The organism is Bifidobacterium favimelis (assembly GCF_037963085.1).
In the GTDB taxonomy this organism is placed as follows: Bacteria; Actinomycetota; Actinomycetes; order Actinomycetales; family Bifidobacteriaceae; genus Bombiscardovia; species Bombiscardovia favimelis.
In genome coordinates this window covers 930612-951894 of the sequence record NZ_JBANDZ010000001.1, presented here as the reverse complement: position 1 = coordinate 951894, position 21283 = coordinate 930612, and the positions used below count along the sequence as shown (strand labels likewise).

The window sequence follows — 21283 nt, the reverse complement described above, 5'->3', positions numbered from 1 at the left end:
ATCAGGGTCTGTCTGACCCGGCATGGTCGGCCAGGCCTGCGCGTGGTTTTCCTGCCTGATGATTCCCATTCTCCTCCAGCCCCTTCTTCGGCCTGACAGGAATCTCGATCCTGCTGACGTATTCGTCGAAATCGTCGGATTCATACTCCCCAATCAGGCAGAACTCCAGGGGGTCGCCCGCCTCCTCGTATCCCATGCGTGACAGGTCCCCCACCATCCGGTCGTATATCTCCTTGCAGCGCGAGAAGCTCCCCGAGAAGGTGAAGCATGCGTAGTCGCCGGCGGGCAGGTCGTAATCCCCCTTGAAGGAGGGGTCGTGGCAGTACAGGAGTATGGCCTTGGCCAAAAAGCAGCCCTTGAAGGTCCTGCTGGTGTCCACCCGGTAGCAGTTCAAGGTGTTCAGCACCTGCAGCTTCTCATGGTGATCCGCCGTATAACGGGCGAAGGCGTAAGGGATGTCCTCGTACTTGACCAGCTCGTCGGAGACCAGGGCGCAGTGGCGGACAGGCTCCCTCCTGATTTCCGTGCTGGGGTGGGAGACGGCGGTCATGGCCCAGGTGTACTTCTGCAGGCTCTCCAAGAGCCCCCTCTTTACTGACGAGAGGTACTCGGCCTGCCTGTCTATCCGGGTGATCTCCTCGTCGATGATCCCCACGGTGGATCGGAAGGAGCGGTTCTCCAGGTAACGTCCTATCTGGTCCAGGTCGAAGTCCAGCGAGCGCATGGCACGGATGACGTTGAGGCGGGCGAAGTCCTCGGGCCCGTAGAGCCGGTATCCGTTGACGGGGTTCCGCTTGGGCACGACCAGACCATGCCGTTCGTAGTAGTAGAGGGTGTCCACGGTGACCCCATAGATGTCCGCCGTCTGCCTGATCGTGTATCCGTTCTCAATCAACCTCTTGAACTCCGTCATTGCCACCTCGCTGGAATGCCCGATTCAAAGTCTTGTCCGGCACAGGAGTTGTCCGGCCGCCCAGCAGACCACTCCACGACCCGCACGGAGAAAATCTTATCATCGTCTTCTCGGCGGTTCCAAGGCGGGGCGGGGTTGCAGGCGCGGCCGTCGACGAGGGCCGCACCCACGGCCGAGACTGATTTGACCCTGGTGCAAGTCCAGACAATATGCTGTTTCCGGCGCATCCCGAGGGATGGCGATGATGCGTTCGCTGATTCCATCCCCCTGAACGATGAAAGGAAGAAGACATGCCTACCGTCAAAACGGACCGTATGACCTATGTGGGTCTGACCACGCAGAAGGGGACAGAGGCCTACCTGGGCATCCCCTATGCAAAGCCCCCGGTCGGTCCTCTGCGTTGGAAGGCTCCGGAACCCCTTGATCCCGAAGAGGGGGTCAGGGACTGCACCAGGTTCGGCAACTCCGCCCTGCAGAAGTACGACCCGGTCATGTACGCCTCCCGCCGCCAGCAGAGCGAGGACTGCCTGACCCTGAACGTCTGGGTGAAGAACTCCAAGGCCGACAAGCTCCCCGTCATGGTCTTCATCCATGGCGGCGCTTACGTGGAGGGCGGCTCCTCCGACCCCATGTATGACGGGACCAATTTCACCGACCGCAACGACGTGGTCCTGGTGACCATCAACTACCGTGTCAACCTCTTCGGATACATGAACCTGGCCTCCCTGCCGGGGGGCGAGGAGTACCGCCAGTCCGGGTATCTGGGACTCATGGACCAGGTGGCCGCCCTGCGCTGGGTGAAGGAGAACATCTCCTACTTCGGCGGCGACCCCGACCGGGTCACGGTCTTCGGTGAATCCTGCGGGTCGGGTTCCACCATGCTCCTGTCGGTGACTCCTGCCGCCAAGGGCCTCTTCCAGAGGGCGATCGGCGAGTCCGGCCCCATCCAGCTCTACAACACCCCCGAGTCCACGGCGCCCTACGCCCATGAGTTCATGGAGATGATGGGCTGCAAGACGGCACAGGAACTGGCCGCCGTCCCCGTCGGTGACATCATGATGAAGTTCACCGGTGATTTCTTCGCCAAGCACATCCACGAGATCTCCCTGATCTTCGCCCCCACCACGGACGGCGACTACCTGCCCGCCAAGCCCATGAAGGCCTTCAAGGACGGCGCCGCCAAGGACGTGGAGATCCTGATGGGCTGCAACGCCGACGAATTCGCTTACTGGAAGCTCTACTTCAAGGACTTCGCCAACGAAATGCCGGACTTCTGGCATCACCAGGCCATCTTCCACTTCGACGGGAAGCTCGATTCGGACAAGTACGAGAAGCTGTGGGCGCAGACCTATCCCGACCAGGACCCTGCCGCCCGCTACCTGGAGTACACCAACCAGATCGGCTTCAGGGTGGGCACCAACCTCATGTGCGAGTACCAGTCCAAGTACAACAAGGTCTACCAGTACCTGTTCACCTACGCCTCCAAGATTCCTGGCATGGGATCCTGCCACGCCATCGAGCTCCCCTTCGTCCTGCACAACACCCAGCGTCCCGACCTGCCCAAGACGATGACCGGGGAGGTTCCCCCGATGCATCTCGCCGACGAGATGAACGATGCCTGGTGCTCCTTCGCGGCAAACGGCGAGCCCGTCTCCGGCAGGGGTGACCGGTGGACCGATTACAGCCCCGAGCACCCGGACACCATGGTGATCAACGAGGAGGGTTGGAAGCTCGAGAGGGACGTCAACAAGAAGAACATGGACCTCCTGCGGCCCGCCTTCGAGGAGTGCCTCCTGGACGAGGGCCCTGAAAGCAAGTGACATTCCGATTCCACTGAGTGCAGTGGAGGGAGAGAAAATGAACGAAAAGAAACAATCGAACTACCGCTGGGTCATCGCGGCGGTCGTCTGCCTGATCGGCATCCTGTCGAACTACATGCAGTATCAGATCTCGGCCCTGGCCGTCTACCTGATGCCCATGCTCCACATCGAGCCCAGCGGCTTCTCCATGCTCCTGCTCATGCCCATGCTGACGGCAGTCTTCCTCAGCATCCCCATGGGGACGGTCGGCGACCGCATCGGGCCCAAGAAGGTGGTCCTGGGCGGGCTGGCCATCGCCGTCATCGGCGCTTTCGTGAGGACCTACGGCCTGAACTTCCCCATGCAGATGCTGTCCATGTTCCTGCTGGGCGCCGGCATCGCGTCCCTCAACGCCAATCTGATCAAGATCTTCAGCGTCTGGTTCGGCAATCAGACCCAGATCGCCATGGGCCTCTTCTATGCGTCCGCAGGCGTCGGCGTCATCCTGGCCCAGATGGTGGCACCACGCTTCAGCGTCTTCCGCTCCTATCTGATCGCCGCCATCGCCCTGACCATCGCATCCGTCCTCTGGGCCGTCCTGATCCGTGACACGCCAAAGGGTGTGAGCCTGCCCCCGGCAACCGAGTCCCCGATGAAGTACATCAACGTGGCGGCCAGGAGCCGCAACGTCTGGCTGATCGCCCTCTGCTACGGCTTCTCCATGGCCGCCTCGACCGCCTTCGCCGGCTTCATCCCCCAGACCCTGATCAACAACAACGGCTTCGACAAGACCTCGGCCGGCCTGGTCGCCTCCGCAGCGGCACTGGGTTCCATCGCCGGCTCCCTCATCGGCCCCACGATCAGCTCCCGTCTGAGCAAGTGGAAGACCTACCTGGTCTGCACCATCCTGGTGGGCGCCCTCCTCATGACCTACTTCTGGGCCGTGGTCCTCATGCTGAAGAAGGCACCGGCCGTAGGCGTCCTGGTCTGCATCATGTTCATTTCCGGGACCTTCGGCGCCATGAACGGGCCCATCGTCCAGGCCATGCCATACGCCCTGCCTGAAATCCGCGGCAAGTATGCGGGCAGCGCCGGCGGCCTGATCAGCTCGGTCGGTCTCCTGTGCGCCTACATCATCCCCGTGGTCATCTCCCAGATCAGCGGGAAGAACTACGTGCTCAACCTTGGCCTGGAGAGCCTGATCTTCCTCCTCTCCGCCCTCTTCGTCATCCTGATCCCCGAACTGGGTCCCGCAGGCAAGATCGCCCAGCAGATCGCCAAGGAGGACAAGGAGGCGGCCCAGCCCGCCAAGGAGGCCTGAGAGTAGTCTCCCTCCCCATCCGTGTGAGGCCCGCTGCGGCAGGTAGGTGCCCAGGCGCCGATCCTGCCCCGGTGCAGGCCAAAAGCGGGTGGACAAGCAAGTGAGTGACGATGGACGGCATGACCGGTTTTCGGCCATGCCGTCTATCGTCTTGTCATGTCGGAAAGGCAGCCGTGCCGGTCCGGCCGCGGACTTGAACACGAAGGAGACAGGATGCGCAGGGTTGTGGTCGATTCCATCGAGGACCAGAGGCTGGCGGCCTACACCCACCTGACCGAACTCCAGCTGCGCAACCGGTTGGAACCTTCCAGGGGGCTCTTCATCGCTGAATCCCCCAAAGTGATAGCCCGTGCCCTGGATGCCGGCGTGGAGCCCCTGTCCTTCCTTGTTGAGGAACCCTGGCTGGAGGGGATGCAGACCATGTTCGACCAGGTGGACGAAGCCTTCGGACCTGACATCCCCGTCTATGTGGCCAGCCCCGAACAGCTGAAGAGAATCACCGGCTACCGCCTCCACCGGGGGGCTTTGAGCGCCATGAGACGGTGGCCACTCCCATCCGTGGCCGCAATCTGCGAGGGCGCACGGCGGGTGGCGGTCATGGAGAACATCGTGGACCACACCAACATCGGGGCCCTGATGCGTTCCGCCGCCGCCCTGGGAGTGGATGCCGTCCTGGTGACCCCCTCCTGCTCAGACCCGCTCTACCGTAGGGCGGCCAGGGTCTCCATGGGGACGGTCTTCCAGGTCCCCTGGACGCGGATCGGAGGGGACGATGTCCATTACTGGCCGGCCCAGGGGATGAAGGACCTGCATGACCTTGGCTTCACCACTGCGGCCATGGCCCTGAGTGACGATTCGATCAGCCTGGATGACCTGGCGGCGCGCCTGGACGGTCAGGACCGGGCGGACCGAATAGACCGCCTGGCCCTCATCTTCGGCACGGAGGGCGACGGCCTGACCAGGCAGACCATCGCCCGGGCCGACCTGACCGTCAGGATACCCATGAGCCATCAGGTGGACAGCCTGAACGTGGCCGCCTCCAGCGCCGTCGCGTTCTACGCGACCCGTCCCCGGTGAGCGGAAGCGGGGCAGCCTCCTGTTCAGGCCTGACCGGTCTGGTCCTCGTGGATGTAGTCGTCGCTGTCGATGGTCCCCCGCCACCTGCCCAAGGCCTTGAGGCCGTGGTAGATGACCAGGGTGGCCACGGAGCCGATGGCGATGCCGTTGAAACTGATGCCGGCAACCGCGAAGGTGAAGTCGGCGATGCCGACGATCATCACCACCGCGCCCACCGTCATGTTGACGGACTTGCCGAAATCGACCTTGTTCTCGACCCAGATCCTGACGCCCAGCATGCCGATCATCCCGTAGAGCATGGTGGTGACCCCGCCGAGCACCCCGGTGGGGATGGTGTTGATGATGGCGCCGAACTTGGGGCAGAGGCTGAGGAGGAAGGCGAAGATGGCGGCGCACCAGTAGGCGGCGGTGGAGTAGACCTTGGTGGCGGCCATGACCCCGATGTTCTCCGCGTAGGTGGTGGTGCCGGAACCCCCGCCCAGGCCGGCGAAGGTGGTGCCCAGGCCGTCGGCCATGAGGGCCGTGCCGATCTGGTCGTCGTAGTCGCGGCCGGTCATCAGGGACACTGATTTGACATGGCCGATGTTCTCCGCGACCAGGACGAGGACCACCGGGATGAACATGGCCAGGACGCTCGCGTCTGCCTGGGGAAGGTGGAAGCGGGGAAGGCCGAACCAGGCGGCCTTGCTCACCGCCGTGAAGTCCACCTCTCCCCTGGCCACTGCGAAGATGTAGCCCACGATGACGCCCAGGAGGATGTTGAGGCGGCCGATAAGCCCCTTGAAGAGGACGGCGATCAGCATGACGGCGACCAGGGTGACGAGTGCCGTGGCCGGGGCCGACTTGAAGTTCTTCCAGGCGGAGGGGGCAAGGTTGAAGCCTATGATGGCGACGATGGCGCCCGTGACCATGGGGGGCATGATAATGTCGATCCACCTGGACCCGGCGAAGTGGACGACCAGGCCGATCAGGAAGAGCAGGGCTCCGGTGACCATGATGCCGAAGGAGGCCACGGCCAGACCCTTATGGGCGGTGGTGACGGCCATGACAGGGGCTATAAAACCAAACGAGCTACCCAGATAACTGGGTAGCTTGTTTTTGTTGATCAACAGGAAGAGGGCCGTCGACATCGCCGTGAAGAAGAGGGTGGTCGACGGATCGAATCCCGTTAGGATGGGCACCAGGAAGGTCGAACCGAACATCGCTATGACGTGTTGGGCGCCGATGCCTGCCGTCCTTGGCCAGGTCAATCGTTCGTCCGGCTCCACCACCTCTCCGGGAGCCAACGTCTTACCATCGCCGTGTATTTTCCAACCCATGGAGAATGACATGCCATCTCTTTCTCTCACACGCCGTGCCGGTCACGGCGGACCGGAAACCTTATGTTATTTCCCGGCCGGGACAAAGTCACCCACGGCCTCCACGGACCTCCCCGCGCGGGCCCCTCCCTCCCCCTGGCAAGACAGGGAGAGGCGGTCACTCGTATGTGGGCATGTCTGCGAAGTTGAAACCAATGGCGGCCAGCTGTTCCTTCCCGTCCGGGGTGATCATGTCCAGGGTCCAGCGGGGGGTCCATGTCCAGTCGATGCGGAACTCCTCGACCAGGCCGGCCAGGGAGCTGGCGCATTGGTCCTCGATCAGATCAGTCAGGGGGCAGGCCGGGGTCGTCAGGGTCATCGTGATGATGGCCCGGCCCAACTCGTCGATCTCTATCCCGTAGACCAGGCCCAGGTCTACCACGTCGATGCCCAGCTCGGGGTCTATGACCTGGTGGAGGGCCTCCTGCACATCCTGGGCCGTCGCCCGACCTATGTCGTCGACGGCCTTCAGTGGGATGGCCCCCGCCTGGTCCCCCGCCCCACTGGCTTCTGCAGGACCGGAACGGGGCCCCTCCGCCCCGGATGCGGCCGTACCGGGGGCCTTCTCCTCGTCATCCGTGGAACTCATTGTTCCCTCCTCGCCTTAAGTTGACCGCCCGCCTTGTCAATCCTGGTCAGGGCATCGGCCAGGCAGGCCTTCATCCCCTCCCAGCCCAGGAGGGCGCACTTGATTCTCATAGGGTACTTGGAGACCCCCCTGAAGACCACTGCATCGCCCAGGGCCTCCTCGGCCTTCTCGTCGTTGATGCCCGCCCCCCTGGACTCCATCAGGGACCGGAAATCCCCCTCGAGGGCCAGGGCCTCATCAACCGTCTTGCCTTCGACCAGGTCGACCATGATGGACAGGCTGGCCTGGGAGATGGAACAACCGTCCCCCTGCCAGACGATGCGCTCGATGCGGCGGGCGGATCCGTCATCGGGGTCGCTGACCTCCACGTGTATCGTGGCGTGATCGCCGCAGGTGGGGTTGAACTGGCTGGACTCGGCGGGCACACAGTACTCGTGCTCCACCTGCATGGTCACCTGTCCGTCAAGACCTCCAGCGGTGTCACCTTCGCTTCCGGGCAGACCAGGGGTTTGGCCGCCGCCGGCCAGGCGCCCATGGGGGTTCTTGGCGGCATCCAGAATCACCTCCTGGTACATCTGCTCTAGTTCCTCGTCACTCATGCCGTAATCAGCCATGCACTACAACCTACCCGTATCCGATATTTCCATGAAGGTCCATGCGCCCGCAGTGAACGGGGCGGACCGCCTTCAATCCCACCCGGGGGACCGACGCCATCAGCCTACCCCAGGCGCAACCCAGGGTCCACCCATCTGCACTGGCCGCCGGCAGGTCAGGTGATAATCAGTCAACCTTGAAGAAGTGCCTGACCTGGCTGACGGCCTCGACCAGGGCGTCAGCCTCCTGGGGCGTGTTGTAGACCCCGGTGGAGGCCCGGTTCGAGGCGTACAGGCCGAAGTGACGGTGCACCGGTTGGGCGCAGTGGTGGCCCACCCTGATGGCGATGCCACGGGAGTCCACGAACTGGCCCACGTCATGGGGGTGCACCCCCTCGACGTCGAAGGAGACCGTGCCGATCCTGCCCTCGGGGCTTGTCGGCCCCAGGATGCGCACCCCGTCAATATCCCCCAGCCTGAGCAGGCGGTCCGTTATGTTCCTCTCATGTTCGGCCACGTTCTCCATGCCCAGGTCCATGAGCCAGTCTGCAGCCACCCCGGCCCCGATCAGCTGGGCGACCGGTTGGGTGCCGGCCTCGAACCGGGCCGGGGGGTCCATGTAACGGGCGGGCCTGTCAAGAAAGGCCAGCTCCACCATGGACCCGCCGAAGGAGGCCGGAGGAAGGGCCTCAAGCAGGTTCCGGCGGCCGTAGAGGAAGCCCACCCCTGTCGGGCCGTACATCTTGTGGGCGCTCCAGGCCGCGAAGTCGACATCCAGGGCGTGAAAGTCCACCGGCATGTGAGGTACTGATTGGCAGGCGTCCAGCACGACCAGGGCGCCAACCTCATGTGCCCTGGCGACGATTGGGGCCAGGTCGGTTATGGCACCGGTCACATTGCTGACATGGGTGATGGCGACGATCCTGGTCCGGTCCCCTATGACCTGCCCAGCATCGGCCGACAGGATCCTCCCCTCATCGTCCAGACCGAAATGCCTGAGGGTGGCCCCCGTCCTGAGGGCCAGTTCCTGGAAGGGAAGGAGGACTGAATGGTGCTCGGCCTCGCTGACTACGATTTCATCTCCCGGCCCCAGGGCGAACCGCTCGGCGGCCTTGCCGCCCCTGCCCTGGGAAGCGTTGCCGAAGGCCGTCGCCAGAAGGTTGAGGGAGGCCGTCGCCCCGCCGGTGACGACCACCTCGTCCCTCCCCTCGCCGCTGTCGGCACCCACCAGGCGGGCCACCTTGGCCCTGGCCTCCTCAAAGGCCAGGGTGCTGCGGGCGGCCAGCTCATGCGCCCCCCGGTGGACCCCGGCGTTGTCACGACGGTAGAAGTCACTGACCGCATCGATTACGCAGGTGGGCTTCTGGGCGGTCGCGGCGGAGTCCAGGTAGACCAGGGGATGTCCGTGGACCTCCTGGTCCAGTATGGGGAACTGCCCCCGAATCGATGAGAACTCCATTTCCGACCCCTTCCTCAGGCCAGGGCCGACTCCGAGGACCCCTCGGGCAGATACCGGTCGTACCCCGTCTCCTCCAGGGAGTCGGCCAGTTCCGGCCCACCGGTCTTCACGAAGCGGCCGTCAGCGAAGACGTGGACGATGTCAGGCTTGATGTACTTGAGGATCCTGGTGTAATGGGTGACCAGGAGGATGCCCAGACCCGTGTTCTCCTTGGCCCTGTTCACCCCTTCGGACACGATCCGCAGGGCGTCGACGTCCAGGCCGGAGTCTGTCTCGTCCATGACGGCGAACTTGGGCTTGAGCAGTTCCAGCTGAAGGACCTCGGCCCTCTTCTTCTCCCCGCCGGAAAAGCCCTCATTGACAGAGCGCTGGGCGAACTTGGGGTCCATCTTCAACCGTTTCATGGCCTCGCTCAGGTCCTTGGCCCACTGACGGACACCTGGCGCCTTCCCGTCGATCTCCGTCTTGGCCGTGCGCAGGAAGTTGGTCATGGATACCCCGGGCACCTCCACCGGGTACTGCATGGCAAGGAAGAGGCCCTTCTTGGCCCTCTCATCGGGGGTCATCTTCAACAGGTCCTCACCGTCGAGGAGGGCTTGGCCGGAATCGACCTCGTACTTGGGGTGGCCGGCCAGGGTGTAGGCCAGGGTGGACTTGCCGGACCCATTGGGGCCCATGATGGCATGGGTCTCACCGGAGTGGACGGTCAGGTTGGCCCCTTTGAGAATCTGCTTGCGCCCCTCCTTGGTCTCGACCGAGACGCGAAGATCCTTGATTTCCAGTGTCGACATTTCAGTTTCCCTCCAAGACGTGCTTCATCTGTTCGCTCTCTCCTCGCGACAGGCGGCGGTCTATGACCGCCATCAGGTGATCGGTTATCTGCGGGACGCCGATCTCCTCGACCAGCTCTCCGAAGAATCCCCTGACCACCAGTTTCCTGGCCTCCTGCTCACGGATGCCCCTGGACTGGAGATAGAAGAGCTCCTCATCGTCGAAACGGCCCACCGAGCTGGCATGGCCGGCACCGATGATGTCGCCGTTCTCGATTTCAAGATTCGGTTCGGAGTCGGCGATGGCACCGGGGGTCAGAACCAGGTTCCTGTTGAGCTCGTAGGAATCGGTACCCGGTGCGGAGGGCTTGATCAGGGCGTTGCCCACCCATGTGGAGTGGGCCTTGATCCCGTCCAAGGCCCCCTTGTAGACCACGCGGGACTTGCAGGAGGGGTGGTTGTGGACCACCATGGTCCGGTGCTCGATGTGCTGGCCGGGATCCACGAAGTAGATCCCCAGCATGTTGAGGTTGCCCTCTTCGCCACCGAAGTCCTGGTCCATCCTGATGCGCACCAGATCGCCTCCCAGGGTGACCATGGAGTGTCGGAGGGTGGAACCTGCCCCCACGTGGATGCGCTGGTTGCCCACATGCTTGCTGTCCGGCTCCCACTCCTGGATGAAGGTGGTGGATAGCTCGACATCGCTGCCGGTGCATATCTCCACCCCCTCGGCCAGTCGGGCATGACCGCCGTGCTCGACGACAAGGTCGCCCCTGGTCCCGTCCTCGGCCCGGATTACCAGGTGGAGGGCGTCCAGGTCCAACCCGCCGCCCTCGATCCTGACCAGGACGGGCTGCTCCAGACGACCCTTCACTGTGATGACACGGGCCTTGTCCCCACTGGCCCATTCCACCGCAGCGGCCCTGTCACTGGGCTTGAGCACGGTCCCGCTGGGCTCCTGGCCCAGGGGAACCGTGGAGATGGAGACATGGGCAGGGTCCACGGGGCTCCCGTCCATCATCGTGACCTGGAAGGCCGTCCGGCCTGATGGGGTGAAGACGTCGAAGAACTCGTCCATACGCTCCAGGGGGGTGTAGCGCCAGTCGTCCTGTTTGGATGTCGGACGGATGAAGTCGTCGGGGTCGAAGGACCTTGGCTCCCTGTCGGCGCTGGACGGCATCGTCGCCGGAATCGCATACGGGTCTTCCGGGTTCGCCTTGGGAATCGTTATCTCGCTTTGTTTCGTCATCAGCCTACTGAACCCTCCATCTGCAATTCGACCAGGCGGTTGAGCTCCAGGGCGTATTCCATGGGGAGCTCACGGGAGATGGGCTCTACGAAGCCGCGCACGATCATCCCCATGGCCTCCTTCTCCTCCAGACCCCGGCTCATCAGGTAGAAGAGCTGATCCTCGGAGACCTTGGAGACCGTGGCCTCATGGGCCATTGAGACGTCGTCCTCCCTCACATCCACATGGGGGTAGGTGTCGGACCTGGAATAGTCATCCACCAGGAGGGCGTCGCAGACGACCGAGGAGGAGGACTTCTCCGCCCCCTTGACGATCTTGACCAGGCCCCTGTAGGCGGCACGTCCGCCGTTGCGGGATATGGACTTGGAAACGATGGTCGACGAGGTGTGCGGGGCCAGGTGGATCATCTTGGCGCCCGTGTCCTGGTACTGGCCCTTTCCGGCGAAGCCCAGCGACATGGTTTCCGCCTTGGCGTAAGGCTCGGCCAGGATGCAGGCCGGGTACTTCATGGTGGCCTTGGATCCGATGTTCCCGTCGACCCACTCCATGGTCCCGCCCTCGCGGACGTAGGCCCTCTGGGTGACCAGGTTGTACACGTTGTTGGACCAGTTCTGGACCGTCGTGTAACGAACGCGGGCATGGGGCTCGACGACGATCTCGACGACGGCGGCATGAAGGGAGTCGGTCGAATAGATGGGGGCCGTGCACCCCTCGACATAGTGGACGTAGGACCCCTCATCGGCGACGATCAGGGTGCGCTCGAACTGTCCCATGTTGGGGGTGTTGATGCGGAAGTAAGCCTGAAGGGGGATGTCCACATGGACCCCCTTGGGGACGTAGACGAAGGAGCCGCCCGACCAGGCCGCCGTGTTCAGGGCAGCGAACTTGTTGTCGTCCGCGGGGATGACCGTTCCGAAGTACTTCCTGAAGAGGTCCGGATGCTCCTTGAGGGCCGTGTCCGTGTCGAGGAAGATCACACCCTGCTTCTTCAGGTCCTCCCGTATGGAGTTGTAGATCACCTCGGATTCGTACTGGGCGGCCACACCGGAGACCAGGCGCTTCTTCTCGGCCTCGGGTATGCCCAGCCGGTCGTATGTGTTGCGGATGTCATCCGGCAGGTCTTTCCAGGATTTGACCTGCTCCTTGAGCGGCTTGACGTAGTACTTGAAGTCGTTTGCGTGGAAGCCTGAAAGGTCCACCCCCCAGTCGGGCATGGGCTTCTTGACGAATTCCCGGTAGCCTCTGAGCCGCATGTCGAGCATCCATTGCGGTTCGCCCTTGTCGGCCGAGATGGCGCGGACGACGTCTTCGTCTATGCCCTTTTTGGCCGCTTCTCCGGCGACGTCGGAGTCATGCCAGCCGTAGTTGTACTCCCCGAACTGCGAGATGATCTGGTCATCCTGCTGTATTTTCTTCTCGTTGACGCGGGAGCGGTCAGCCACATACTGGCTCATCTCGACGTCATGCGAGGTATCCGTCTGCTGTGAGACATCGTCCACGAGCGGCGACCTCCTAATCATGTGTCAACTGTCCGGGCCCAGGGAATGGACCTCTGACGAACATAAGAATAAGGGCGGAAAAGGGAAAACCGCCAGGGTTTTCATCTGTGAGCTCCCTCACCCAGGCGGGGCGGGCCGGCCGGCTCCCAGCGGAAGGTGCCGCCCCCCCCCCACAAGGAGGGGACGGCACCGATGCTGTCAGGCGGCCGCCGCAGCATGCTCCAGGCTGGCTTTGACCAGGCCCGCGAAGAGAGGGTGCGGCTTGGTCGGACGGGACTTGAACTCAGGGTGGGCCTGGGTGCCCACATAGAAGGGGTGCACGGACTGGTCGAGCTCGACGAATTCGGTCAGTTCCCCGTCCGGGCTGGTCCCGGCTATATGGAGTCCCGCCTTGTCCAGGCGTTCCTTATAGGCCACGTTGACCTCATAACGGTGGCGGTGGCGCTCGCTGATCTCGGTCTTCCCGTAGAGGCGGGAGACAAGCGAATCGGGCCTGAGTATGGCCGGGTAGGCACCCAGCCTCATCGTGTGGCCCATGTCGCCCTTGCCGGCGACTATCTCCTTCTGCTCCTCCATCGTGGCGATGACCGGGTTCTCGCATTCGGGCTCGAACTCAGAGGAGTTCGCGTCCTCCAGGCCCAGGACGTTGCGGGCGTATTCGATCACCATGGATTGCAGACCCAGGCAGAGTCCCAAGGCGGGCAGCTTGGTCTCCCGTGCGTAACGCAGGGCGCCGATCTTCCCTTCGATACCGCGGATGCCGAAGCCGCCGGGGATGACGATCCCGTCAACACCGGCCAGGGCCTGGCAGGCCCCGTCCATGGTCTCGCAGGTGTCGGCCGTGACCAGCTTCACGTTCACCTTGGCCCAGTTGGCGAAGCCGCCGGCCTTGAGGGCCTCGATGACGGAGAGGTAGGCGTCGGGCAGGTCTATGTACTTGCCGACGATGGCAACGTTCACCTCGGTCTTGGGGTGGTGGACCCTGTCGAGGAGGTCCTCCCACTCGTTCCAGTCCACGTCGTGGAAGGGGAGCTCCAGCTTGCGCACCACATAGGCGTCCAGCCCCTCGGAGTAGAGGATCTTGGGGACGTCGTAGATGCTGGGGGCATCCACGCAGTTGACGACACCCTCTGCGTCCACGTCGCACATGAGGGAGATCTTGTCCTTGATCGACTGGTTGAGGGGGCGGTCCGAGCGCAGGACCAGGGCGTCGGGGGCGATGCCGAGCTGGCGCAGGGCCATGACCGAGTGCTGGGTGGGCTTGGTCTTGAGCTCGTGGGCAGCCGCTATGTAGGGGACCAGGGAGACGTGCACGAACATGCAGTTGTCGGAGCCTATCTCCCGCCTGACCTCCCGGGCTGCCTCCATGAAGGGCTGGGACTCGATGTCGCCGACCGTGCCGCCGATCTCTGTGATGATCACGTCCACATCGTCGCCGGCCTGGGCCCGCATGCGGCTTTTGATCTCGTTGGTGATGTGGGGTATCACCTGAACGCATTCACCCAGGTATTCCCCCGCCCTCTCCTTGCGCAGGACCGACTGGTAGATCTGGCCGGTGGTCACATTGGCCTTCTGGGAGAGGAAGACATCGAGGAATCGTTCATAGTGGCCGATGTCCAGATCGGTTTCGGCCCCGTCCTCGGTCACATAGACCTCTCCATGCTGGAAGGGGTTCATGGTGCCGGGATCCACATTGATGTAGGGATCCAGCTTCTGTTGGAGTACCCGGATGCCGCGGCTCCTGAGCAATCTGCCCAGTGAGGATGCGGTCAGTCCCTTGCCAAGGGAGGAGACCACGCCGCCGGTCACGAAGATGTGCTTGGTGATATGCTCTTGCGAATTACCATGATGAATGACCATGGAACTTCAGTCTATCAGCCATGGAAGACCAGGAGGACATATCGGGGCTCAGGCCTGTATGGAGACGGCGTGCCGGAGCGATTGGCCCTGGCCCGCCACTGGAAACTCGACCGCCGGGAAGCCCGGAGGGACTCCGGACCGGGGCACGTGAACCGAGGAACCGGTCAAAGACCAAGATGGCGGGCCAGGTAGCGTCCGGTCAGGGAGTCGCCGTTCCGGCAGACCTGGTCCGGGCTGCCGGTGGCCACGATCCTGCCGCCCTCACTTCCGCCGCCGGGGCCCATGTCGACCATGTAGTCCGCATTGGCGATCATGTCCAGGTCGTGCTCGATGAAGATGATGGTGGCCCCCCGTTCCATCAGCCGCTGGAGGACCCTTATCAGGGTCCGGACATCCAGGGGGTGCAGTCCGGTGGTGGGCTCGTCCAGGACGAAAAGTGAGGAGTCCTGCTTCTTGCCGAGTTCGTTGGAAAGCTTGAGACGCTGCGCCTCCCCTCCGGACAGGGAGGGGGTGTCCTCACCCAGGGTCAGATAGCCCAGCCCCAGGTCGTCCAGGGTCTTCAAGGACCGGTAGATCGAGCCCTGACGGCCCGGCCTGCGGCCCTCCGAATCCGCGGCCCCGAAGACCTCCTTGGCCTGTGAGACCTCCATCGCCAGGATTTCGGGCAGGCTCATCGGGTCCGGATGGGCTTCGGTGGCCAGTCTCACCCTGTCGGCCTCTGGCCGGTAGCGGCTGCCCCGGCAGACCGGGCAGGTGATGGGAATGTCCGGCAGGAACTGAACGTCCAGGTTGATCTGTCCCGTGCCGTCGCACTGGGGGCAGCGCAGGGACCCGGTGTTGTAGGAGAAGTCCGCCAGCCCGTAGCCGAGCCGCTTGGCCTCCCCGGTGGCCGCGAAGACCCTCCTCAACCGGTCCATGATTCCGGAGTAGGTGGCGACCGTGGAACGCACGTTGATGCCGATGGGTGAGGAATCGACCAGGCGGACCCGGTCGATCCCGGACCTGTCGATGCCGTGTACATGGTCCGGCAGGGGCCGGCCTTCCAGGTCTGCCTGTATGGCCGGAATCAATGATTCCAGGACCATGGTCGTCTTGCCTGAGCCCGAAACGCCCGTGACGGCGGTCATCCTTCCCCGGGGTATGGCCAGTTCTAGGGGGCGGACCGTGTGGATTGCGCCTGCGGACATACGTATCCAAGCCCCCCGGCCTCCGGCCACGGGCCGCCTGTCCCGCACCACGACCGGGGCCCGCCCGGACAGGAAGGGACCTATGCGGGAGTCGGGGTTCTCCTCGATCTCCTCCGGGGTGCCCTGGGCGATGACCCGTCCTCCCCTGCTGCCGGCACCCGGTCCCATCTCGATGAAATGGTCGGCGGCCGAAAGGACGGCCACGTCGTGGTCCACGAAGACCACCGAATTGCCCGTGTCCAGGAGGTCCTGCATGACACCTGTCAACCCCTCGATGTTGGCCGGGTGCAGGCCTGTGGAGGGCTCGTCCAGCACATAGAGGACACCCGTGGTCTCATTGCGCACGGCCCTGGCCAGCTGGGCCCTCTGCCGCTCCCCCGTGGACAGGGAGGCCGAGGACCTGTCCAGACCCAGATAGCCCAGACCCAGCTGGATCAGCCTGCGACCCATGTCATCCAGGGTCCGGACCAGGGCCGCCCCCATCTTCTGCATGGAGGCGGGCAGGGTCGATGCCACGGTGCCGGACCAGGCCAGGACCTCCTCCAGGGACATGGCGGTCACCCCATCCAGGCCGTAGCCGCCGATCCTGGGCGCCCGGGCCCTCTCGTTCAGCCTCGTGCCCCCGCAGTCCGGGCAGGTCCTCTCCGTGAGGAACTTGGCCACCTTGACCAGCCTCTTGTCGTCCGTGGCGCGCTTGAGCTCCTCGGTCACCGTCAGTCTGGCGTTGCGGAAGGTGAAATCCAGCTCATGGACACCCTTGACCGAGGTGATCGTGATGTGCTTCTTCTCGGATGGACCGTTGAAGACGATCTCCTTCTCGGCTGGGGTCAGGTCCTTCCAGGGGACGTCCGTGCGTACCCCGAACTCCCTGACGATGTCGGGCTGGACATTGAAACCGAAGGTCCTCCAAGGGACTACGGCCCCCTGGTCTATGGTCAGGTCCTGATCGGGGACGAGGGTGGCGTCGTCCACCTCCCTGACGATCCCGGTCCCCTGGCAGGTCGGACAGGCGCCCAGGGAGTTGAAGGCCAGCTCCTCGGCGCTTGGGGGTTGGACCCTGGACCCGCAGACCGGACAGATGATGGGCATTTCGGCGGCCACCTTCAGGGTGGGTTCCTGCCTATGGCCCTGCGGGCAGACATGGGAGGCCAGCCGGGAGAACATGAGGCGAAGGACGTTGAGCAATTCGGTCGACGTGCCGAAAGTGGACCGCACCCCGCCCGCACCCGGTCTCTGCCTAAGGGCCAGGGCCGGGGGGAGGAAGCGGACCGAGTCGACCTGGGGCCGTTCGGCCTGTGTCATCCGCCTCCTGGTGTAGGTGGACAGGGACTCAAGGTAGCGGCGGGATCCTTCGGCGTAGAGGACGCCCAGGGCCAGGGAGGACTTTCCGGAGCCCGAAACCCCGGCGATGCCGACCAGACGGTTGAGGGGGATGTCCAGGCTGAGGTTCTGCAGGTTATGCACCCTGGCCCCTTCGATCCGTATGGCCCGTGGCGGCTGGTGACCCGTAGGGGCCGGCCCCCTCCCTGAGCCATGGGCCTTACTACGGCCGTCAGCGGAATCCGCGCCTCCGTTGCCTTTGTGACCGATGACCCCTTGCGTATCCGCCTTCATTCTCTCAGACCCCCTCTGCGCTTCCGGCACGTCGGATGACCCCCCCCCCACGGACCCGCCTGCCGAGAGGCCGCTTCAACCCTCCAACAGGTGTGCCACGGCTTCGATGGCCAAATGGTATCCGAAGAAGCCCAGGCCCGTTATCGTACCGGTGGCCACCGGTGATATGACGCTATGGCGTCGGAAGGACTCCCGGGCTGAGGGGTTGGATATGTGGACCTCCATCAGGGGCAAGCCCGCATCGGTCACCTGGGCGGCCGCATCGGCCAGTCCATAGCTGTAATGGGTGAAGGCCGCCGGGTTCATGACCACCGGGGTGCCCTCATCCACGGCGCGATGCATCCACCGAATCATCTCGGCCTCATCGTCGGTCTGCCTGACATCGGCCTTGAGCCCCACCTGACCGGCCCAGGCCTCGCAGTCCCCCCGGAGGGCTTCCAGGTCGAGGTGGCCGTAAACTTCAGGCTCACGGACACCCAGCCTGCCCAGGTTGGGTCCGTTGACCACGGCCACGACATGCGGGGATGCGGATTGTATGAAATCGCTCATCGGTCCTCCTCCCCCTTGGAACGGATGCGACGGAAGGCTTCGTGGACTGCCTCTTCGGGCGGGTCGTCCAGGTGGATCGGACGGCCGATGCCCTCCAGGATGACGAAACGGAGCTTGTCCCCCCGGGCCTTCTTGTCCCGGTGCATGAGGGCCAGGACCTGCTCGTAGGTTCCTCCGTCCCAGGTCGTCCTCAGACCCAGTGAGGAGAGGAGCCGTCGGTGGTAGTCGACCAGGTCTGCGTCGATATGCCCGGTCAAGCGGGAGAGCTCGGCGGCGAAGACCATGCCGACGGAGACCGCCTGCCCATGCCTCCAGCGGAAGTGCTCAACCTGCTCTATGGCATGTCCCAGGGTGTGGCCGTAGTTGAGGAATTCGCGGATCCCAGCCTCTTTCAGGTCCACGGAGACGTGGCGGGCCTTGACCTCGACGGTCCGCTCGATCAGGTCCTCGGCGATCGACTCCAGCCAGGATTCCGGTTCGTCCCCCCGGAAGGCCCTCAAGGTGTCGGCCTCCTCTTCCAAGGTGGTCAGGATCTTCCCGTCCATGATGAACCCGCATTTGGCCACCTCGCCCAACCCCTCGACGAAGATATCGTTGGGCAGTGTGCGTAGGGTCCTCAGGTCGGCCAGAACCCCGGAAGGCGTGTGGAAGCTCCCCACCAGGTTCTTGCCCTGGGGGATGTTGACCCCCGTTTTGCCCCCAACGGAGGCATCGACCATGGCCAGGAGGGAGGTCGGGCAGTTGACGTAGCGGATCCCCCTCATCCAGGTGGAGGCGATGAAACCGGCCAGGTCGGTGGCCGCCCCCCCACCCAGGCCGACCACGGCATCGGACCGGGTGAACCCCTCCTCGGCCAGACGGGTCCAGACACCCTGGGCCACGCCCAGGGTCTTGCCGGCCTCGGCATCGGGGATCAGGATGTCGCTGACCCGATATCCGGCCTGCCTGAGCAGGGTGCGTGCATGGTCGGCGTGGCGCTGGACCGGACCCGTATGGATCAGGGCCACCCTGACCGTCTCGTCTCCCAATAGCTCTTTGAGGTGGTTGGAGACCCCGGCCCCTATGTAGACGTCGTAGGGCTCATGGCCCGACACATGAACCACCCGCTGGGAGAGGGCATCGGAAAGGCGGCGGGCCGTCACGGCCGCCGTGGCCCCCCGGGCGGACAGGGTCACGTCAGCCAGGCTCTCATAGACCGGCCTGCGCTTGCCATAGAGCTCCATCCAGCGATCCTGGGGATTGGACCCGTCCTGAATCCCGCCGGCATCCCCCTTGAGAAGAGGACGGTTCTCGACCCTGGTGGCCCTGGCCTTGGCCTCCTCCGGGTCGGTGTCCAGGTAGATCACCACCCCGCCGGCATCCCGGTATCCCATCAGGTCCTCATAGACGGCCGAGGTCATGGGAGCCCCTCCCCCCAGGGCCACCAGACCGTCGGGGAAGTCGGTCAGGAGCCGGTGGACGACCTGGCGTTCCCTCTCCCTGAAGGCCTCTTCCCCCTCGCGCTCGAATATCTCCGGGATGGTCAGGGCGGCTTCGCGTTCGACCATCCTGTCGGAATCCCTGAAAGGAACGCCGATGAGGCCGGCCGCCTCCTTGCCAATCCTGGTTTTCCCCGCTCCAGGCATGCCCACGATCACTGCGCGGGGTATGCCTGACGAATGCCTTTGCTTGCCTAGTGAATGCTTGGGCATACTATCCCATGCTCCTTCTCGGACTCTGCTTCATCTCAGGTGTTCGGGCCAGGAGTCCATGTAGGACCTGGCGTTTCGTGACAGCTCATCGACACTGTCCCCACCGAATTTTTCAAGCGAGAATCGGGCCAGGGTCAGGTTCATCATGGCTTCGCCGATGACGGCTGCGGCCGGGACGGCCGTGACGTCGGAACGTTGGTGGATGGCGGTGGCGGCCTCACCCGTGAGCACGTCCACTGTCCTGAGCGCCTTGGGCACGGTGGATATGGGCTTCATGGCGGCCCTGACCCGGATGGGTTCACCGTTGGACATCCCTCCCTCCAGGCCTCCGGCACGGTTGGACAGCCTGGCGATATGGCCGGACCCGTCGGTGACCATCTCGTCGTGGGCCTTGGATCCCGGCCTGGCGGCCTCATCGAAGCCGTCGCCAATTTCGACCCCCTTGATGGCCTGAATCCCCATGAAGGCTGCGGCCAGGGCCGCATCAAGCCTCCTGTCCGCCTCCGCATAGGTCCCCAGACCGGCCGGGACCCCGTAGGCGATCACTTCGAAGACGCCGCCGGCCGTGTCTCCGTCACGTTTGATCTGGTCGATGCGCTCGACCATCCTTCGCTCGGCCTGAGGGTCCAGGGTGCGGACCGGTGAGGCATCCAAACGGGGGCCGTCGTCGGGACCGGGCAGGATGGGCTCCCCCTCGACCCCCACCCCCCCTATGGAGAGCACATGGGAGACGGTCCTGATTCCAAGGGCCTGCTCCAGCAGACTGGCAGCCACGGCGCCAAGGGCCACACGGGAGGCGGTCTCACGGGCGCTCGAGCGTTCCAGGACGGGCCTGGCATCGGTGAAACCGTACTTCCGCATGCCTGTCAGATCGGCATGGCCGGGACGGGGACGGGAGAGGGGGGCGTTGCGGCCTTCGGGCTCCGGCTCCTCCCCCTCCGGCAGGCTGTCGACCGCCATGATCCGCTCCCATTTGGGCCACTCGGTGTTCCCTATCTCAATCGCCACCGGGGATCCCAGGGTCCGACCGTGACGGACCCCGGTGAGCAGGCGGACCTGGTCCTGCTCGAACCCCATGCGGGCCCCCCTCCCATAGCCCAACCGCCTCCGGGCCAGGGCCCTCGAAATGTCGGCCGTACCGATCCTGATGCCGGAAGGCAGTCCCTCGATCATGGCGACAAGGGCCTGCCCGTGGGATTCTCCAGCGGTCTGCCAGCGCAACATTCCAGCTCCTTTTGTGTTTTCCGCCCGTTTTATCTATATCTTAGGAGATGGTCTACCTGACAACCCTGCCCGGCTTGGTCATCGCCCTGGCCCTGGCGCTTGAAGACATACGCAGCCGTACGATACCCCGGACCTGGGTGGCGGCCGGACTCCTGGTCCAGACGGCCGCCCTCTGCCTCTCCTCCGCCATGACAGGCCGCTGGGAGGTTCTCATCCTGGCACTGGCCCTGGGAGCGGCCTCGGCCGGCCTCCAGGCCTGCCTGGCCCTGGTCAGGCCAGGCGCCCTTGGTATGGGTGATGTGACCTGCACCGGTCTGACCGGACTGAGTCTGGGAGCCCTGGGTTGGGTCACGGCCCTGGTCTGGTGGCTCCTGATGGGGCTGATCGGCGCCCTGGCGCTAGGCGTGGCCGCCCTCCTGGCGCGCAGGGAGAAGGGGCCCGTTTCCATCCCCTTCGCACCGGTGATAGTCGGGGCCGCCATCCTGGCGGGGCTGGCGGCTGTCGTCATGGGGTGAAGGGCCTGCGGACCGC

The 21283-nt window shown here is 64.3% G+C and carries 17 protein-coding genes; 4 read left to right on the top strand and 13 right to left on the bottom strand.

Features of this window, described 5'->3' with window-relative positions; genetic code table 11:
• Position 1: 1 nt before the first annotated feature.
• Positions 2 to 913, bottom strand: coding sequence for a MerR family transcriptional regulator (locus V6584_RS03855; RefSeq protein WP_340469135.1), 912 nt, complete (start codon positions 911 to 913; stop codon positions 2 to 4).
• A gap of 290 nt (positions 914 to 1203) precedes the next feature.
• On the opposite strand from V6584_RS03855, the gene V6584_RS03850 reads away from it, so the two are divergent.
• The 3 genes from V6584_RS03850 (at position 1204) to V6584_RS03840 (ending at position 5110) form a co-directional block, all read left to right on the top strand.
• Positions 1204 to 2733, top strand: coding sequence for a carboxylesterase/lipase family protein (locus V6584_RS03850; protein WP_340469134.1), 1530 nt, complete (start codon positions 1204 to 1206; stop codon positions 2731 to 2733).
• A 37-nt stretch (positions 2734 to 2770) separates the two neighbouring features.
• The gene (locus tag V6584_RS03845; protein WP_340469133.1) at positions 2771 to 4033 is read left to right on the top strand and encodes an MFS transporter; all 1263 of its coding nucleotides are present in this window, start codon (positions 2771 to 2773) and stop codon (positions 4031 to 4033) included.
• 213 nt (positions 4034 to 4246) lie between these two features.
• Entirely contained in the window at positions 4247 to 5110 is an 864-nt protein-coding gene (locus tag V6584_RS03840) for a TrmH family RNA methyltransferase (protein WP_340469132.1), read from the top strand.
• A gap of 23 nt (positions 5111 to 5133) precedes the next feature.
• Here V6584_RS03840 and V6584_RS03835 read toward each other — a convergent pair whose 3' ends face one another.
• From V6584_RS03835 to aroC, 12 genes are all read right to left on the bottom strand, one after another.
• On the bottom strand, positions 5134 to 6441 hold the full coding sequence (locus V6584_RS03835; protein WP_340469131.1) for a uracil-xanthine permease family protein: 1308 nt from the start codon (positions 6439 to 6441) through the stop codon (positions 5134 to 5136).
• Positions 6442 to 6586: 145 nt separating this feature from the next.
• Entirely contained in the window at positions 6587 to 7057 is a 471-nt protein-coding gene (locus V6584_RS03830; protein WP_404802586.1) for a metal-sulfur cluster assembly factor, read from the bottom strand.
• Positions 7054 to 7671 carry a Fe-S cluster assembly sulfur transfer protein SufU gene (sufU, locus tag V6584_RS03825; protein ID WP_340469130.1) on the bottom strand — a complete coding sequence of 206 codons (618 nt, stop codon included), beginning with the start codon at positions 7669 to 7671 and terminating at the stop codon, positions 7054 to 7056. The genes V6584_RS03830 and sufU overlap by 4 nt, the downstream gene beginning before the upstream one ends.
• Positions 7672 to 7837: 166 nt before the next feature.
• Positions 7838 to 9109: a SufS family cysteine desulfurase gene (locus tag V6584_RS03820; protein ID WP_340469129.1), complete on the bottom strand. Its 1272-nt coding sequence runs from the start codon at positions 9107 to 9109 to the stop codon at positions 7838 to 7840.
• A gap of 14 nt (positions 9110 to 9123) precedes the next feature.
• Complete coding sequence (sufC, locus tag V6584_RS03815; RefSeq protein ID WP_340469128.1) at positions 9124 to 9900, bottom strand: Fe-S cluster assembly ATPase SufC; 777 nt, start codon at positions 9898 to 9900, stop codon at positions 9124 to 9126.
• Position 9901: 1 nt separating this feature from the next.
• Positions 9902 to 11128 carry a Fe-S cluster assembly protein SufD gene (gene sufD / locus V6584_RS03810; RefSeq protein ID WP_340469127.1) on the bottom strand — a complete coding sequence of 409 codons (1227 nt, stop codon included), beginning with the start codon at positions 11126 to 11128 and terminating at the stop codon, positions 9902 to 9904.
• Entirely contained in the window at positions 11128 to 12648 is a 1521-nt protein-coding gene (sufB, locus tag V6584_RS03805; RefSeq protein WP_340469126.1) for a Fe-S cluster assembly protein SufB, read from the bottom strand. The genes sufD and sufB overlap by 1 nt, the downstream gene beginning before the upstream one ends.
• A gap of 177 nt (positions 12649 to 12825) precedes the next feature.
• Positions 12826 to 14487, bottom strand: coding sequence for a CTP synthase (locus tag V6584_RS03800; RefSeq protein WP_340469125.1), 1662 nt, complete (start codon positions 14485 to 14487; stop codon positions 12826 to 12828).
• Between the two features lie 164 nt (positions 14488 to 14651).
• Positions 14652 to 17138 carry an excinuclease ABC subunit UvrA gene (locus V6584_RS03795; protein WP_340469124.1) on the bottom strand — a complete coding sequence of 829 codons (2487 nt, stop codon included), beginning with the start codon at positions 17136 to 17138 and terminating at the stop codon, positions 14652 to 14654.
• Positions 17139 to 17363: 225 nt separating this feature from the next.
• A complete protein-coding gene (locus V6584_RS03790; protein ID WP_340469123.1) occupies positions 17364 to 17837 on the bottom strand; it encodes a type II 3-dehydroquinate dehydratase in 474 nt (157 codons plus the stop codon).
• Positions 17834 to 19528: a bifunctional shikimate kinase/3-dehydroquinate synthase gene (locus V6584_RS03785; RefSeq protein WP_340469122.1), complete on the bottom strand. Its 1695-nt coding sequence runs from the start codon at positions 19526 to 19528 to the stop codon at positions 17834 to 17836. Before V6584_RS03785 ends, V6584_RS03790 begins: the two co-directional genes overlap by 4 nt.
• A 30-nt stretch (positions 19529 to 19558) precedes the next feature.
• On the bottom strand, positions 19559 to 20752 hold the full coding sequence (gene aroC / locus V6584_RS03780; protein WP_340469121.1) for a chorismate synthase: 1194 nt from the start codon (positions 20750 to 20752) through the stop codon (positions 19559 to 19561).
• 47 nt (positions 20753 to 20799) lie between these two features.
• On the opposite strand from aroC, the gene V6584_RS03775 reads away from it, so the two are divergent.
• Complete coding sequence (locus tag V6584_RS03775) at positions 20800 to 21267, top strand: prepilin peptidase (protein ID WP_340469119.1); 468 nt, start codon at positions 20800 to 20802, stop codon at positions 21265 to 21267.
• Positions 21268 to 21283 lie beyond the last annotated feature (16 nt).

Coding starts and splice junctions, on each gene's coding strand:
- V6584_RS03845 (WP_340469133.1), top strand. CDS start 2,771: ATGAACGAAAAGAAACAATCGAACTACCGCTGGGTCATCGCGGCGGTC.
- V6584_RS03785 (WP_340469122.1), bottom strand. CDS start 19,528: ATGCCCAAGCATTCACTAGGCAAGCAAAGGCATTCGTCAGGCATACCC.
- aroC (WP_340469121.1), bottom strand. CDS start 20,752: ATGTTGCGCTGGCAGACCGCTGGAGAATCCCACGGGCAGGCCCTTGTC.
- sufD (WP_340469127.1), bottom strand. CDS start 11,128: ATGACGAAACAAAGCGAGATAACGATTCCCAAGGCGAACCCGGAAGAC.
- V6584_RS03830 (WP_404802586.1), bottom strand. CDS start 7,057: ATGAGTTCCACGGATGACGAGGAGAAGGCCCCCGGTACGGCCGCATCC.
- V6584_RS03820 (WP_340469129.1), bottom strand. CDS start 9,109: ATGGAGTTCTCATCGATTCGGGGGCAGTTCCCCATACTGGACCAGGAG.
- V6584_RS03840 (WP_340469132.1), top strand. CDS start 4,247: ATGCGCAGGGTTGTGGTCGATTCCATCGAGGACCAGAGGCTGGCGGCC.
- V6584_RS03850 (WP_340469134.1), top strand. CDS start 1,204: ATGCCTACCGTCAAAACGGACCGTATGACCTATGTGGGTCTGACCACG.
- V6584_RS03855 (WP_340469135.1), bottom strand. CDS start 913: ATGACGGAGTTCAAGAGGTTGATTGAGAACGGATACACGATCAGGCAG.
- V6584_RS03835 (WP_340469131.1), bottom strand. CDS start 6,441: ATGTCATTCTCCATGGGTTGGAAAATACACGGCGATGGTAAGACGTTG.
- V6584_RS03775 (WP_340469119.1), top strand. CDS start 20,800: ATGGTCTACCTGACAACCCTGCCCGGCTTGGTCATCGCCCTGGCCCTG.
- V6584_RS03800 (WP_340469125.1), bottom strand. CDS start 14,487: ATGGTCATTCATCATGGTAATTCGCAAGAGCATATCACCAAGCACATC.
- sufB (WP_340469126.1), bottom strand. CDS start 12,648: ATGATTAGGAGGTCGCCGCTCGTGGACGATGTCTCACAGCAGACGGAT.
- sufU (WP_340469130.1), bottom strand. CDS start 7,671: ATGGCTGATTACGGCATGAGTGACGAGGAACTAGAGCAGATGTACCAG.
- sufC (WP_340469128.1), bottom strand. CDS start 9,900: ATGTCGACACTGGAAATCAAGGATCTTCGCGTCTCGGTCGAGACCAAG.
- V6584_RS03790 (WP_340469123.1), bottom strand. CDS start 17,837: ATGAGCGATTTCATACAATCCGCATCCCCGCATGTCGTGGCCGTGGTC.